The organism is Devosia sp. 2618, assembly GCF_040546815.1.
Lineage (GTDB): Bacteria > Pseudomonadota > Alphaproteobacteria > Rhizobiales > Devosiaceae > Devosia.
Map to the genome: position 1 here is coordinate 111,628 of NZ_JBEPOO010000001.1, position 14,450 is coordinate 126,077.

General features: G+C 62.8%; 12 protein-coding genes. 7 read left to right on the forward strand and 5 right to left on the reverse strand.

The genetic code is table 11. The features are described 5' to 3' along the window. Nucleotides 1-11 precede the first annotated feature (11 nt). Nucleotides 12-875 (forward strand): aldose 1-epimerase family protein, encoded by an 864-nt coding sequence (locus ABIE28_RS00545; RefSeq protein WP_354059135.1) that lies wholly within the window; start codon nucleotides 12-14, stop codon nucleotides 873-875. Nucleotides 876-1,015: 140 nt separating this feature from the next. On the opposite strand, the gene ABIE28_RS00550 is transcribed toward ABIE28_RS00545, so the two are convergent. From ABIE28_RS00550 to ABIE28_RS00560, 3 genes are all read right to left on the reverse strand, one after another. Beyond that, nucleotides 1,016-2,527 (reverse strand): helicase HerA domain-containing protein, encoded by a 1,512-nt coding sequence (locus ABIE28_RS00550; protein WP_354059137.1) that lies wholly within the window; start codon nucleotides 2,525-2,527, stop codon nucleotides 1,016-1,018. Nucleotides 2,528-2,790: 263 nt separating this feature from the next. Then, nucleotides 2,791-5,331: an ABC transporter permease gene (locus ABIE28_RS00555; RefSeq protein ID WP_354059139.1), complete on the reverse strand. Its 2,541-nt coding sequence runs from the start codon at nucleotides 5,329-5,331 to the stop codon at nucleotides 2,791-2,793. Continuing rightward, nucleotides 5,331-6,038 (reverse strand): ABC transporter ATP-binding protein, encoded by a 708-nt coding sequence (locus tag ABIE28_RS00560; RefSeq protein ID WP_354059140.1) that lies wholly within the window; start codon nucleotides 6,036-6,038, stop codon nucleotides 5,331-5,333. The genes ABIE28_RS00555 and ABIE28_RS00560 overlap by 1 nt, the downstream gene beginning before the upstream one ends. Nucleotides 6,039-6,236: 198 nt before the next feature. Between ABIE28_RS00560 and ABIE28_RS00565 the strand changes: the two genes are divergently transcribed. The 5 genes from ABIE28_RS00565 (at nucleotide 6,237) to ABIE28_RS00585 (ending at nucleotide 11,785) form a co-directional block, all read left to right on the forward strand. After that, nucleotides 6,237-6,755: a heme-binding beta-barrel domain-containing protein gene (locus ABIE28_RS00565; protein ID WP_354059142.1), complete on the forward strand. Its 519-nt coding sequence runs from the start codon at nucleotides 6,237-6,239 to the stop codon at nucleotides 6,753-6,755. A gap of 170 nt (nucleotides 6,756-6,925) precedes the next feature. Further along, entirely contained in the window at nucleotides 6,926-8,227 is a 1,302-nt protein-coding gene (locus ABIE28_RS00570; protein WP_354059144.1) for a Gfo/Idh/MocA family protein, read from the forward strand. Between the two features lie 88 nt (nucleotides 8,228-8,315). After that, nucleotides 8,316-8,981 carry a GntR family transcriptional regulator gene (locus ABIE28_RS00575; protein WP_354059146.1) on the forward strand — a complete coding sequence of 222 codons (666 nt, stop codon included), beginning with the start codon at nucleotides 8,316-8,318 and terminating at the stop codon, nucleotides 8,979-8,981. A 139-nt stretch (nucleotides 8,982-9,120) separates the two neighbouring features. Next, on the forward strand, nucleotides 9,121-10,845 hold the full coding sequence (locus ABIE28_RS00580; protein ID WP_354059148.1) for an ABC transporter ATP-binding protein: 1,725 nt from the start codon (nucleotides 9,121-9,123) through the stop codon (nucleotides 10,843-10,845). After that, on the forward strand, nucleotides 10,811-11,785 hold the full coding sequence (locus tag ABIE28_RS00585; RefSeq protein ID WP_354059150.1) for an aldo/keto reductase: 975 nt from the start codon (nucleotides 10,811-10,813) through the stop codon (nucleotides 11,783-11,785). Before ABIE28_RS00580 ends, ABIE28_RS00585 begins: the two co-directional genes overlap by 35 nt. A gap of 165 nt (nucleotides 11,786-11,950) precedes the next feature. Here ABIE28_RS00585 and ABIE28_RS00590 read toward each other — a convergent pair whose 3' ends face one another. Next, the gene (locus tag ABIE28_RS00590; protein WP_354059152.1) at nucleotides 11,951-13,081 is read right to left on the reverse strand and encodes an FAD-dependent oxidoreductase; all 1,131 of its coding nucleotides are present in this window, start codon (nucleotides 13,079-13,081) and stop codon (nucleotides 11,951-11,953) included. 87 nt (nucleotides 13,082-13,168) lie between these two features. Between ABIE28_RS00590 and ABIE28_RS00595 the strand changes: the two genes are divergently transcribed. Next, complete coding sequence (locus ABIE28_RS00595; protein ID WP_354059154.1) at nucleotides 13,169-13,840, forward strand: TetR/AcrR family transcriptional regulator; 672 nt, start codon at nucleotides 13,169-13,171, stop codon at nucleotides 13,838-13,840. Between the two features lie 3 nt (nucleotides 13,841-13,843). Here the strand turns inward: ABIE28_RS00595 and ABIE28_RS00600 are convergent, their stop codons facing one another. Beyond that, nucleotides 13,844-14,362 carry a hypothetical protein gene (locus tag ABIE28_RS00600; RefSeq protein WP_354059155.1) on the reverse strand — a complete coding sequence of 173 codons (519 nt, stop codon included), beginning with the start codon at nucleotides 14,360-14,362 and terminating at the stop codon, nucleotides 13,844-13,846. Between the last annotated feature and the right edge of the window lie 88 nt (nucleotides 14,363-14,450).

Sequence of the window (14,450 nt, forward strand, 5' to 3'; positions counted from 1 at the left end):
GGAGAGCCAGCATGACCCTGACCCGCATCGGCAATGAACACCTGACCGTGGAGGTCTCGTCGCTGGGATCGGAGATGCAGTCGGCGGTGACCAGCGATGGCGCGTCGTGGCTGTGGGATGGCGATCCGGCCTTTTGGGCGGGGCGCTCGCCGGTGCTGTTCCCGATTGTCGGCAAAGCGCCAGGCGATCATGTATCGATCGAGGGTATTCGCTATCCGATGGGCCAGCACGGCTTTGCGCGGCGGAGCGAATTCGAGCTGGTGGCCAGTGGGCCTGATTTCTGCCGCTACCAGCTCAAGTCCGGGCAGGCCAGCCATTTGATCTTTCCGTTCGAATTCCTGCTGACGCTGGAGCATCGCGTGGTGGGGCGCGCGGTGGTGGTGACGGCGGAGGTGACCAATGTCGATCACCGTCCCATGCCGTTCGGGATCGGCTTTCATCCGGCATTTGTCTGGCCGCTGCCGGGCAGTGCGGAGCTGGAACACACGATTGTGCTTGATAATGCGGCTGAGCCTGAGCTGGCTCGCCTGTCGGGTGGGTTGTTGCTGAGTGACACGCTGCCTTCGCCGTTTTCGGGCGGGAAGTTGACGCTGGATCATGGTCTGTTCGCGGCCGATGCGATGTTGTTTCCCGAAGGGGCGGGGGCCGGGCTACGCTATGCAGCGGGGCGCAAGGCGGTGCATTTTACCTGGGAGAACCTGCCCAATCTTGCGATCTGGTCCAAGGCCGGTGCGCCGTTTGTTTGCCTTGAGCCGTGGCATGGAACGGCGGCAGAAGTGGATGGCAGCGATGATCTGGCCGAGCGGCCCTATAGCGAGATATTGGGGCCGGGGGCTATTGGGCGGTATAGCTTCAAAGCGGAGTTTGTCGGGTAGATGCGGGGCACGCCCTCGTGGTTCGAGGCTTTGCAAGAGCAAAGCACCTCACCATGAGGGCTGTTGATATATCGAATCCGCAGCAGCCTCATGGTGAGGTGGGAGCGCAGCGACCCTCGAACCACGAGGGCGTGGCAGGATCACTCCGCGGCGCCGCGTTCTTCGGCCAGCATATCCGGGCCGTTGGGGTCTCCGGCTGCGGTCTCGGCGTTGAGGTCGGGGAAGGCCACGACGCGGTTGTTGCGGAAGTCGAGGCGCACGACCAGCAGGCCACGTTCTTCGAACCAGGTCAGCAGGCGCCGGGCGCGGCTGGCGGAATGGGTGCCGTAGAGGCGGGCGAGCGTTGCGTCGGAGGGGCAGGGGGCGCCGGTGAGGGCGGCTTGCGCCAGCACGAGGAAAACGCCCTGAACGTCGTCGGTCAGCGTTTCTGACAGGGTCAACGCCTGCTGCCAGCCGTCTGAGCTTGCGGTGGCGGTATCAGGCGCGACGCGAGCGACGGCCAGCTTGCGCTTGAAGGCGGGCAAAGCTGGTGGTTCGCCGGGAACGCGCCGGATGCGGCAGCGCACCAGAAAGTCCTGATAGAGCACGGCGACGGTGCGGAAGCTGGCGTCTGGATCGCCCAGCAGCTCGGCCATGATGTCGTCGATCTGCTTGTCGCGCTCTGCTTCGTCAATCTCGGGGAAGAGACTCTGTGGGGCTTCTTCGGCCTGCGGACGGGCGCGGGTGACCTGGGCCAACAGTTCATTGGTGGAAGGCGGTGGCGGCGGCGCGGGGCGGCGGACGATGGGGCGCGCGGCTTCTTCGGCGGTGCCGGTGAAAATCAGATCGGCCGCATCCATCGGCGCTTCGGGGAGCGGCGTCAGCTTGGGGCTGGTGGAGCGGGCGGAGGTTTCGACATCGCCGATGGTGATGGGCAGCGGGCGGCGCGAAATGGCAGGGCCGAGGGCGACGAAATGGCCACGGGCGAGGTCTCGGAACTGTTCGGCCTGGCGTCGATCCATGCCGAGCAGGTCGGCGGCGCGGGCCATGTCGATGTCGAGAAAAGTACGCCCCATCAAGAAGTTGGAGGCTTCTGCGGCGACGTTTTTTGCGAGCTTCGCCAAGCGCTGGGTGGCGATGACGCCAGCCAGACCGCGTTTGCGGCCACGGCACATGAGGTTGGTCATGGCGGCGAGCGAGAGTTTGCGGGCTTCGTCGGCGACTTCGCCGGCGGCGGCAGGGGCGAAGAGCTGGGCTTCATCGACGACGACGAGGACAGGGTACCAATAGTCGCGGTCGGCGTCGAACATGCCGCCGAGGAATGCGGCGGCGGCGCGCATCTGCTGCTCAACGTCGAGGCCCTCAAGGTTGAGGACGACCGAGACGCGGTGCTGGCGGACGCGGGCGGCGATGCGGGTCAATTCGGCTTCGGTGCGTGTCGCATCGACCACGAGGTGGCCGTAACGCTCTGATAGCGTTGTGAAATCGCCTTCCGGGTCGACGATGCACTGCTGCACCCAAGGGGCAGATTGCTCAAGCAGGCGGCGCAGAAGATGGGATTTGCCGGAGCCGGAATTGCCCTGCACCAGAAGGCGCGTGGCCAGCAGCTCTTCGAGGTCGAGAGTCGCGGGCGCAGTGCCGCCGCTCACGCCCATGTCGATTGCTACCTTCATCAAGTCTCCGGATCGGCGGGTCACATCCCATCGCTCGGGAGGCACGCACACTACGAATTCGCTAGCAGACTGTTAGCACTGACGCGGGCGATTCGGGGAAAGTGTGAAAATTTGCGCACAGGCGTGAGATTTGGTGCGTCGTTGCGGGTTTTGGGCTGGTGGCGTCATCACCCGGCTTGTCCGGATGATCCATTGTTGCGGGAACCGAGAGATGGATTGCCCGGACAAGCCGGGCAATGACGGTTGAACGGCAGGCGGTCGTCCTACAGATCGCGGAGGAGTCTTGCGGGTCTCGCCGAGGCGGCGCGGAGGATGGTGAAGGCGCCGAGGAGGGCGGTGATGACGATGGCGGAGAACAGGACCACGCCGAGCGCATCGGTGTTGGAGGTGAACTCGACATTGAGCATGACCATGCTGACCAGCCAGCCGACGCCCAGACCCAGAATGACGGCAGGGATGGCGGCCAGCGCTGCGAGGATCAGATATTGCGTGAAGGCGGAGGCGAGCAGTTCAAAGCGGGTGGCGCCGAGCACCTTGGTGATGACCGTATCGGCTTCGCGCTGACGGCGACCGGTGGCCAGGCTGCCGATGAGGACGAGCAGGCCATTGCCGACGGCGAGGCCGCCGACCAGGGTTGCCGCAAAGGACAGTTGGCTCAGGGCATCGGTGATTTGCTTGAGCGTATCGCCGATGGCGATGAAGCGGACGTCGGGCAGCTCGGCGGCGAGGGCGCGCTGTACGGCTTCTTCCTGACCCGGTGCGGCGGTGACGGCCGCGAACAGGGTCGACGGATAGCTTTCGAGCACGCCGGGCGAGAAGGTGGCGAGGAAGTCGATGCCACCCTGCCAGGAATAGTCGCGGAAACTGGCAACGGTGACGGTGATGGGATCGCCGAAGACGGTGAAGGTCAGGGTGTCGCCGAGATCAACGCCGAGGCCGGAACGCAGGCTCTGGTGCAGCGAGACGAGGCCGGGGCCGGAATAATCCTGTGGCCACCATTCGCCGGCGACGACGCGCGACGAGGCGGGCAGCACGCTGCGATAGGTGAGGGGGACTTCGCCGGCCAGCAAGAAAGTGGCTTCGGGGCCGCGGGTGCGGACCTGAGCGGAGGGGACGCCGTTGATTTCGGTCAGGGCGCCGCGCAGCATGGGGGTTGCGACGAACTTGGCGATGTCGCTGCCCTGACGGGTTTCGAGCGTTTCGACTTCATCGGGGAAGAGGTCGGAGGCCACCAGTGTCGGGGCGTCAAAGGCCGATGCGCCCAGAAATTCCTGACGGAGATTTGCCTGTAGCACCAGAACGACGATGAGCATGGCCAGCGCCATGCCGGCCGAGACGACGACCGATGCGGCGTTCTGGCCGGAGCCTGAAATGGCGCGCAGGGCGTGGCGCAGGATGCGGATGTTGGGTTCGGGCAGACGGCGCAGCACGAACTGGATGGCGTGGATGAACAACTGGAAAATGATGGCGGCCAGCGCACTCGCCAGACCAAATGCAGCGACCAGCAGAACGTCGCCGGTCATCAGATAGGCCAGAACGAAAAAGGCGATGCCGGCGGCGATCAGCGGCAGCACCTGCCAGGACAACAGCAGGCCGCGCCAGTCGATGGGCGGTGCCGAGAGGCCCTTGGAGCGGAACAGCAGGACCGGGCGAATGGTCTGGGCCTGTTGCAGTGGCAGATAGGCGAAGGCAAAGGCGGTGACAAAGCCAGCGCCGGCGGCGACCAGCAAGGGCTGGATATGCAGCTGTGGCGCAAGGCCAATGCCGACGGCCTGACCGATGAAGGGCAGCACGAAATAGGCCGCGCCACCACCTATGATCAGACCGATGCCAACGCCGACGGCGGCGAGCATGGCGACCTGGGAGAAGAAGTGGATGAAGACGCGCGAGCGGTCGGCACCCATGCTGCGCAGCACGGCGATGACGCCAGCGCGTTCGGCGATATAGGCCTGCATGCCGGTCCAGACGCTGACGCCGCCGATGAGCAGCGAGCCGAGGCCGACGATGACGAGGAAGCGCATGAACAGGTCGTAATAGAGCACCATCTGGCCGAGGCCATCGCGGGCCGAACGGACGGTCCAGCCGGTATCGGCAAAGACGTCCTCCAGCGCGGTCTTGCCGGCTTCGGCGTCGCGATCGTTGAGCAGCAGCTTGTAGCGGAACCAGCTGCCCAGGCCGGGGAGCGGCGAGGTGCGGTCGCTGACGGTGGCAAAACCATCGGTGGTGATGAGCGTCGTCAGGCCCAGGCGGAAACCACGCACGGCGCTATCGGGGAGCTTGGACAGCGTGCCGCGCGCCTGAAAGGTGGTGCCGCCGAGCGAGAAGGTGTCGCCGACAGAAATGCCGAGCTGGTCGAGCAGCAGTGGATCGACCAGAGCGCCATGGTGGCCGTCGCGTTCGGCGAGGAATTCATAGAGCGGGGTGCCCGATGCCATTTGCGGACTGACGATCTGGCCCAGTAGTGGATAGGTCGGGCCGACGGCGCTGAGATCGACAAAGGCGTCGGCCGTCATGGTTTCGGCGCGCAAATTGGTATCGACTACGCTCGACACAATGCCGAACTGGGCCATGGTGGCGAGTTCGTCGGCAGAGGCGACGCGGTCGGCACGGGACAGTTCGAGATCGCCGCCCATCAGTTCGGCGGCGCTGTCATCAATGGCGCGGGTAATGCTGGCGCCAACCGAATTGACGCCGGCGATCAGGGCGGTGCCAACGGCAAGGCAGACCACGAGCAACAGGAAGCGGCGCAGGTCGCCGCGCATGTCGAGCAGCCCGATGCGGACTGCGGCCAGAAGCGAGCGCATCAGCGCGCCACCGTCGTTTCGACGAGTTCGCCCGAGGTCATGGTGAAGACCCGGTCGGCGCGTTGCGCCAGATGGGGATCATGAGTGATGAGCACGACGGCGGTGCCCTGCTTGCGGGCCAGGTCGAACATCAGCTCGACGACGAGCGCGCCGGTGGTCTGATCGAGATTGCCGGTCGGCTCGTCGGCCAGCAGCAATGGCGGATTGGCGACCATGGCGCGGGCGAGGCCGACGCGCTGCTGTTCGCCACCGGAAATGGCGGAGGGGCGGTGATCGAGGCGCTGGCCGAGGCCGACAGCCTCAAGTGCTGCAGCGGCCTTTTCGCGCACCTGGGACATCGAGAGTTCAGGATTGGCGATTTCAAGCGCCAGCCCGACATTGTCGAGCGCGGTCAGCGATGGAATGAGATGGAAGCTCTGGAACACGATGCCCAGCGTCTTGCGGCGGAAGCGGGCCAGCTCGTCTTCGCCGAGCTTGGACAGGTCCTGACCCTTGACCGAAACGAGACCGGAGGTAGCGCGTTCGAGCCCGGCCAGCAGCATCAGCAGCGAGGTCTTGCCGCTGCCCGACGGGCCGACAATGGCGACGACCTCGGCCGGCGCAACGCGCAGCGAAACCTTTTTGAGAATGTGGAGCGGCCTGCCGGCGACTTCGAGCGAATAGGTTACATCTCTGGCATCAACGATCGGTGTGTCAGTGGTGTTCACGCGAACCAATTCCATCTTTAGGGCGTTCAGTCATCAAGCGGCGGAAAAGCCGAAGCGGCTGCCCCGGTCTAACCCGAACTTTATAGCGCATTCATAACATCTGCGTCAGGTGGGGCAGATTTGTACTGGCTTCCGCTTCTTTCTGCTGGCAGACATAACAAATTATGATTGTTTCGGATCATAGCGAGGAATTTGTAGATGAAGAAGCGGACTGGCATTATTGCGGCTCTGCTGTTGGCCCCTTTGGCCATGGTCAGTGTACCCGCACAGGGGGGCCAGGCAGAGCTCGATCTGCTGACATCCTATGTCGGGGACTGGCGTGGTGAAGGCGCCCTGGTTGGCGGAGATCGCAACGAGCCGTTCCGTTGCCGCCTGACCGTTTCCAAGGGCAATCAGCTGCGCATCAATTATGCCGGACGTTGTTCGCTGGTGAACGCGAACCTGTCGATCAGCGGCACCATCGCCTACAACGACAATGCCAAGCAGTATGAAGCAGCGATGAGCTCGAATGCCGGTTTCACCGGCATCGCCATCGGAACAGAAAACGGCGGCCGGATCAGCTTCGATCTGCGCGAACGCCAGAAGGACCAGGGCGGCAGCGACGTGCGCATCGGTTCGCGGATTTTGCTGGTGAACAACAAGATCACGGTGGACTTCGAGGTCGAGTTCAACAATTCGGGCGAAGTGCTGAAGGCCTCGGTGCCCTTTAACCAGTAGGTTCTTCGGGTTTGAATTTGTGGAGTGCCATCCCTGCGGTCGTGGGGGTGGCATTTTTGTTTTGGCGCAGGCGCGAGGGCCATGAGAGGCGATTGACAGCGCAACTGATATGATCAACCTTGTATGGAAGATGTAACTGACCGGTTCGGTCGCTTCCAGCAGCAAGATCCATGTCCAAGAAATTCGCCATTGTCGGCACCGGTGGGCGCCATCAGATGTTTCGCGAGGCGGTCGCGGAAACCCATGCCGATACCGCCGAACTGGTCGCGCTGTGCGACATCAATCAGAGCCGGCTGGCGCTGAGCGCCAATAAGGTGGCCAACAAGGGCGGCAATGGTATCGCCACCTATCTGGCGGCCGATTTTGACCGGATGCTGGCCGAGCAGGACCCCGATACGGTGATCGTGACGACGCCCGACTACCTGCACGACGAATATATCGTGCGGGCGCTGCATGCCGGACGCAATGTGATGACCGAAAAGCCGATGACCATCGATCTGGCGCGGCTCAAACGGATTTTGGATGCGCAGCGCGAGACCGGTAAATCGGTCACCGTGACGTTCAACTATCGCTATTCGCCGGCGCGGACGCAGCTCAAGGATATTTTGCAAAGCGGCACCATCGGGGAGATCACGGCGATCGATTTTCGCTGGTATCTCGACCGAGTGCATGGCGCCGATTATTTCCGCCGCTGGCACCGTTACAAGGACAACTCGGGCGGCTTGCTGGTGCATAAATCGACGCACCATTTTGACCTGCTGAACTGGTGGGCCGGATCGACGCCGAAGAGCGTTTCGGCGACGGGGAAGCGCGATTTTTATACGCCGGAAATGGCGATCAACCTGGGGCTCGAGGGGCATGGCGAGCGGTGCCATACCTGCCCGGTGGCGGCGAAATGCGATTTCTACATGGACCTTGAGGCGGACGAGCCGCTCAAAGAACTCTATCTCGATGCCGAGGATGATGACGGTTATTGGCGCGATAAATGCGTCTTTGCCGAGGACATCACCATCGAGGATACGATGCAGGTGCAGGCGCAATATGCGTCGGGGACGTCGCTGAATTATACGCTGGTGGCCTATTCGCCCTGGGAAGGGCTGGAGGTCAAATTCCACGGCACCAAGGGCGAGCTGACGCATCGCCATATCGAGGTGCATGGCGTGTTTGCCGGCGGTGAGCGCGATAAGGAAGAACGCCACAACATGACCACCGAACTGCATCTGGCTGGCGGACTGCCGCAGCAGCTTGTCGTGTGGGAGGGCAAGGGCAGCCATGGCGGGGCCGATCCGATCATGCTGGGCTATCTGTTTGACCCCGAGCATATGGAGGCGGACACATATGGCCGGGCTTCCGATCAGGTGGCGGGGGCGTGGTCGATCCTGTCGGGGATTGCCGCCAATCGCTCGATTGCGCGCAATGGCGAGCGGGTGTTTTTGGATGAGATGTTGAAGGAAGCTGGCATAAGCCTCTAGAAAGCTGTGAATCACCGCATTTGCCGCACACACAGACAGACCATTCCGGCCCAAGGTCGATGAAGCAAACAGCAAGGTGGCGACTTTGGTGAACGAGACGGGCGAAGAAACCATGTCGCTGCGCGTCGTGGGCGCGTTGCGGGACGATATCGTCACCATGGTGCTCAAGCCGGGCGATGTGATCTCCGAGAGCGATATTGCGGCGCGCTATGGCGTGTCGCGCCAGCCGGTGCGCGAGGCCTTCATCCGGCTGGCGCAGCAGGGGCTGTTGCTGATCCGGCCCAAGCGGGCGACGGTGGTCAAGAAAATCTCGCCAGAAGGGGTGCGGCAGAGCCGGTTTATCCGCGAGAGCATCGAGGTCGAGATCGTGCGCCGGCTGGCGGCTTTGCCGGGCTCTGGGTCCGGTCCGGTGCTGCAGAGCCTGATCGCCGATCAGGAAGCGGCGTCGGCGGCCAATGACAGCCGCACGTTTCATACGCTGGACGAGCTGTTCCACCGCACTTTGGCGCGGCTGGCGGGCGTCGAATATGCTTGGCGGCTGATCGACGACCACAAGATGCAGCTCGACCGGGTGCGGTATCTGACGCTGGGTGTGTCCTCGTCACAAGTGGCGATCGGCGAGCACAAGGGGATTGCCGCGGCAGTGGTCGAGGGCGATGCACCGCGGGCGGAAGCGGCGATGCGGGCGCATCTGGCGCGGGCGGAAGTGCTGCTCAACCAGACCATTGGCGATCATCCAGACTTTTTCGAGTAGGCGTTTTTCGACCCCAATCCTGGTTTCGCAGGAATGCCATTTTGCGGTGGCAGTGTGATGTCGCTTGACCGCGTTCATGTGCTCGGGCATCGGTGAAAGTCTAATCTGACTTTTATCATCACCAAATTATGGGTCGCCCATGAAGCCGACGGAATGGTCGCTTATCTACCCCCCGTTGCGCGCCATTTACAGCCGGTTCTGGTCGGGTGAGCGGTGGCTGCTGATCGGCACGGCGCTGATCGTTCTGGCCTCCGCCATCACCGAAGTTCTGACCCCTTATGTGTTTTCGCGGCTGATTGACGGGCTGGGCCTGGGCGAAGTGGGCACGGCCATCGTCTGGGCGTTTATCGCTTATGCGGTGCTGCGCGGCATCACCACGGCGCTCGACTATTGCGTCAATTACCTGTCGATCATCGCGGCGGAAAACCTCAACTTCATCACCTCGACGGTGTTTTTCGCCGAACTGCTGAAAAAGCCGATTTCGTTTTTCATCGAGCACAATCCGGTTGAGGTGCAGTCGGCGCGCACAAAGGGCGAAAACGCCGTCTATATGGTGGTGCAGCTGCTGATCATCGTTTTCGTGCCGGGGCTGACGCTGATTACGCTCAGCATTGCCATGCTGGGCGCGGTGATCAACCTCGAAATGGCGCTGATCGTTCTGGCCTATGGCACGATCTTTATCGGGCTGACCTATCTGTCCAACAAATGGACGCGGCCGCTGCTCGATCACGCCATCGAGGCCAATCAGGACAATGCGCGCTTTGTCGGCAATGCCATGACGGCGATGGAGACGCTGCGCTATTTCAATGGCGACCGCTGGATCAGCCAGCGCTTTGGCGAAAAGGCCGATCTGTCGCGGGCCAGCTGGGTCAACTGGTCGTCCAAGCGCATGGCGCTGTCGGTGGTGTTTGGCGCAGCGCTGGCGGCGCAGCTGGCCCTGACCTTTTTTCTGCTGCTGCCGCGCTATAGCGCCGGTGAACTCAGCGTTGGCGATATCGTTCTGATCAACACCATGCTGATCCAGCTCAACCGGCCATTCGAGATGATCGGTTCGGCGATTGACGACGTGATGCGGGCTCTGAGCAATTTCCGGCCGTTCGCGCAGATGTGGAACGAGCCCAATGACCGGCTGGTGGTCGGGGCCGGGGCGCTCGATCTCAAGCAGGGCAGGTTGGCGTTTGAGAATGTCAGTTTCTTCTATGGCGAAAAGCAGATCCTCAAGGATCTCAGCTTTACCGCGGGGCCGGGCCAGATCACGTTCCTCTCGGGGGAAACAGGCGCGGGCAAATCGACGGCGTTCAAGCTAGCGCTCAAGGCGCTGGAGCCGGCGAGCGGGCGCATCACCGTCGATGGCATCGACCTCGCCGATGTGCAGCGCGAAAGCTGGTATGCCCATATTGGCGTCGTGCCGCAGGAAGTGATGCTGCTCAGCGATACGCTGCGCGCCAATATCGTTCTGGGCCGCGATGATGACGAAATGCGGCTGCGGGCCGTGGCGGCTAAGGCGCATATCCTGCCATTCATCGATCGCCTGCCGGAGGGCTTTGAAACCAGTGTCGGCGAGCGTGGCCTCAAACTATCGGGTGGCGAGCGGCAGCGCGTGGCGATTGCGCGGGCGCTGTATGGCGATCCTAAAATGCTGCTGCTCGATGAAGCCAGCTCGGCGCTGGACGAAGTGACCGAGGCCTCCATCGTCAACGAGCTGCGCGAACTCGATGGTGACGTGACCATTTTGGCCATCACGCATAGAAAGAGCGTGATTGCGCCGACCGACCAGGTGATTCAGTTCACGGGCGGCTCGGGCGCGCGAGACAAAGTGGAGACCGACAATGAAGACACGGCGACTGGGCAAAACGGGATATGAGGTTTCCGAAATCGGTCTGGGCTGCTGGCAATTGGGCGGCGACTTCGGACCGGTGGGCGACGACACGGCCAATGCCATTCTCGATGCGGCCAATGCGGCTGGCGTCAGCTTCTGGGACACGGCTGACGTCTATGGCGGTGGGCTGAGCGAAAGCCGGATCGGCGCGCATGTGAAAAATCCGGGCGTGCATGTGGCGACCAAGCTGGGTCGCTCCGGCGCGCTCTATCCGGACCAGTATTCACGCGAAGGCGTCAAAGCGAGCCTTGTCGCTTCGGCGCAGCGGCTGGGTGTCGATACGCTCGATCTGGCGCAGCTCCATTGCGTGCCGCCGGCCGTATTGGCCGATGGCGCGATCTTTGGCTGGATGGACGAGTTCAAGGCCGAGGGGTTGGTGCGCCATTGGGGCGCGAGCGTCGAAACCATCGAGGAAGGCCTGTTGTGCCTTGAGCAGCCAGGTTGCTCGACGCTGCAGATCATCTTCAACCTGTTCCGTCAGGACGCGGCCAAACAGCTGTTGCCGAAGGCGGCGGAAAAGGATGTCGGCATCATCGTGCGCCTGCCACTGGCCAGCGGTTTGCTGAGCGGCAAATACGACAAGACCACCACGTTCGACGCCACCGATCACCGCAATTTCAATGCGGATGGCGCGGCGTTTTCGGTGGGCGAGACATTTTCGGGCATTCCGTTCGAGCGTGGCGTGGAGCTGGTGGGCGAACTGCGCGGGCTGGCGCCTGAAGCCATGCCGATGAGCCAGTTTGCACTGCGCTGGATTTTGGATCACCCGCAGGTCAGCACGATCATTGCTGGCGTGAGCAAGCCCGAGCAGTTGGCAGACAATGTCGCGGCCAGCGAGCAGCGGAGCCTGTTCCCAGCGCTGATGGGGCAGCTCAGCGAGTGGTATGAGAAGGACGTGAAGTCCGCCATTCGTGGTGGGGTTTAGGTTTGTCACCTCGCCCCGCTGGTGCGTGTGAGGGGACGAGATTGTTTGTCGTCCTGACACTGCACCCCTCACCCTAGCCCTCTCCCCTGAGGGGCGAGGGGACTGTTCGGTGGTTTGGATTGAAGTCGTGTGAAATGGCCGCTTGGTGTGGCATCGCTCTGAACCTTACGCTTCCGCTTCGATCTGCGTGAAGAACTCCATCAGGCCAAATGGCGCGCGGTCGCCTATGCAGAGGTCCATGACTTCCTGGGCGTCGATGGCCTCCTGGTGGGTGCGGGGGAACATGGCGGTTTCGTAGGCGGTGAAGGCGGCTTCGGTGTCGTCGGGATAGGCGGCGATGGCTTTGGCGAGTTCGGCGGCGTCGAACATGGCAAGGTTGGCGCCTTCGCCGGCGGGTGGCATCAAGTGGGCGGCGTCGCCGATCAGCGTCACGCCGGGAACGCGATCCCAGCGGTGGTTGTCGGGCAGGGCGTAGATCTTGCGCGAGACGGGGGCGGTTTCACCATCGGTGATGAGGGCGGTCAGCTCTGGGGCCCAGCCTTCGAACTTGGCGGCGACCAGAGCCTTCACGGCGGTGGGATTGGTGAAATCAACGCTGTCGGCCCAGTCTTCGGGGCAGCTCAGCTGGACATAGGTGTGCAGCACCGCACCGGCTTCGCGGTGGGCGGAAATGCCCTTGCCGGGGCTGAGCGAGAACATGCCGCCATCGCCAACCGCAGCGGCGGTCGCGGGGTGGCGGGCATCCACGTCGTAGAGATAGGTCTCGACATAGGTGGTGCCGGTATAGGCGGGTTTGACGTCGGTCAGCAGTGGGCGAACCTTTGACCAGGCGCCGTCGGCACCAATCAGAATGTCACTGATGACATGAGTGCCATCGGTGAAGGTCAGCTCATGTTTGCCCTGGCCGAGGGCGGTGACGCTGGCGAGCTTTTTGCCCCACTGAATGGTGCCTTCGGGCAGGGACTCCCGCAGGATACGACGCAAGTCGCCGCGCAGCACTTCGGGACGCGTGTCCTTGCCATCATCGGGCTCGTCGAGCAGCACGGTGCCATCCTGAGCGAGCACGCGGGAGGCGGCACCGCCTTCGTGGATGATGGCGCGGAACTGCTCGGTAAGGCCGGCATCGGCGAGGGCGAGCTGGCCATAATAGGTGTGAATGTCGAGCTGGCCGCCCTGGGTACGGGCTTCGGGCGAGGCTTCGCTTTCATAGATGGTTGATGGGATACCCTGCACATGCAGGACGCGGGCGAGCATCAGGCCGCCGAGGCCGCCGCCGATGATTGTGACTGGTGTCATGGTGAACTCCTGTTGAAAAAACTGGCTGGAACGCCGTTCCATTAATAGTAATTGGAACGCCGTTCCAGTGATGTCAAGATGGTGCCCATGGCAAATTCGATTCCGCAGACCGAACGCCGCCGCGAAGGGCTCTCCAAGGAGCGCATTGTCGAGGCGGCCATTGAGATCCTCGACAGTACTGGCGAAAGCGGGCTGACCTTTCGCGCGCTGGCGGCGCGGCTGGCGACGGGGAGTGGCGCGATCTATTGGCACGTCGCCAACAAGGACGAGCTATTGGCGGCGGCGACCGACCATATCGTGGCGCGCGTGATGGCAGAGATGGCCAAGAGCGCTGGGCCACGCGAGGCAGTGCGGACCATTGCGCTGGGTGTGTTCGATGCGATCGACGTGCATCCCTGGGTCGGGGCGCAGATGCAGCGCGCGCCGTGGCACACTTCGATGCTGCAGATTTTCGACAGTATCGGGCGGCAGCTAGAGGCGCTGGGCGTGCCGCAGGCAGCACAGTTTGACGCGGCGACGGCGCTATTGAGCTACATTCTGGGCGTGGCCGGGCAGAACGCGTCGAACGCGCGGATGCATGGGCATGACCCCGACCGGGCGGGCGTTTTGGCCAAGACCGCCGCGCACTGGGCGCAACTGGACGCGGCGGAGTATCCGTTCGTCACCAAGGTGGCGGATCAGATGAACGATCACGACGATACGGCGCAGTTTTTGGCCGGGATCGATCTGATCATGGCTGGGATCGAAGCGCTGACGTGAGGCTTAGTCCGCACAGTCCAGCGGCAGGATGGCGGAGAGTTCACCTTTGGCCGGTTCGAGATGGCCTTCTTCGATGTGGAGCGGGCGGAACGGCGGGGCGGCCTGATTGGCGGGCTGGACCAGTTTGAGCGTGTAGCAGCCGGCAAACTGGGTGTGCTCGCCTGCCTCGTTGACCGCGTCGATGGCGACGGGGAGCTTGTAATAAATGCTGCCGGCGGCGCCTTCTGAATCTTCCTCGCCGGTCAGCACCGTCACCGTTTTGGTATCGGCATAGCCCTTGGCGAATTCCTCGAATTTGGCGGTGATTTCGGCCGGGTCAGTTTCCTCGTGCTGGTAATAGGACCAGGCGCGGGTCAACTCGTTGCGGGCGACGGCGTTGTAGAACGAGGTGATGGTGCTGGTGGCCGTGGAACGGTCATCGATATAGCCATCGTCTGCAAAGGCGGCAGTGGACACGAGCACGGCAAGCGAAGCGGCAAGCAGCAGGCGGGGCATGACGGGCACCTCATCGATAACGATCATCAGCACTATCGCATATGTTATGGCGAAAGTGGGCCAGCGGGGGCCGCTTTGACTGGCGTTCGTCAATCGGGCTCCCTATCTTGAGGCC

Excerpts from the sequence above, each read along its gene's own strand:
- ABIE28_RS00545 (WP_354059135.1), top strand. The coding sequence starts at position 12 with ATGACCCTGACCCGCATCGGCAATGAACACCTGACCGTGGAGGTCTCG.
- ABIE28_RS00550 (WP_354059137.1), bottom strand. The coding sequence starts at position 2,527 with ATGAAGGTAGCAATCGACATGGGCGTGAGCGGCGGCACTGCGCCCGCG.
- ABIE28_RS00555 (WP_354059139.1), bottom strand. The coding sequence starts at position 5,331 with ATGCGCTCGCTTCTGGCCGCAGTCCGCATCGGGCTGCTCGACATGCGC.
- ABIE28_RS00565 (WP_354059142.1), top strand. The coding sequence starts at position 6,237 with ATGAAGAAGCGGACTGGCATTATTGCGGCTCTGCTGTTGGCCCCTTTG.
- ABIE28_RS00570 (WP_354059144.1), top strand. The coding sequence starts at position 6,926 with ATGTCCAAGAAATTCGCCATTGTCGGCACCGGTGGGCGCCATCAGATG.
- ABIE28_RS00580 (WP_354059148.1), top strand. The coding sequence starts at position 9,121 with ATGAAGCCGACGGAATGGTCGCTTATCTACCCCCCGTTGCGCGCCATT.
- ABIE28_RS00585 (WP_354059150.1), top strand. The coding sequence starts at position 10,811 with ATGAAGACACGGCGACTGGGCAAAACGGGATATGAGGTTTCCGAAATC.
- ABIE28_RS00590 (WP_354059152.1), bottom strand. The coding sequence starts at position 13,081 with ATGACACCAGTCACAATCATCGGCGGCGGCCTCGGCGGCCTGATGCTC.
- ABIE28_RS00595 (WP_354059154.1), top strand. The coding sequence starts at position 13,169 with ATGGCAAATTCGATTCCGCAGACCGAACGCCGCCGCGAAGGGCTCTCC.
- ABIE28_RS00600 (WP_354059155.1), bottom strand. The coding sequence starts at position 14,362 with ATGATCGTTATCGATGAGGTGCCCGTCATGCCCCGCCTGCTGCTTGCC.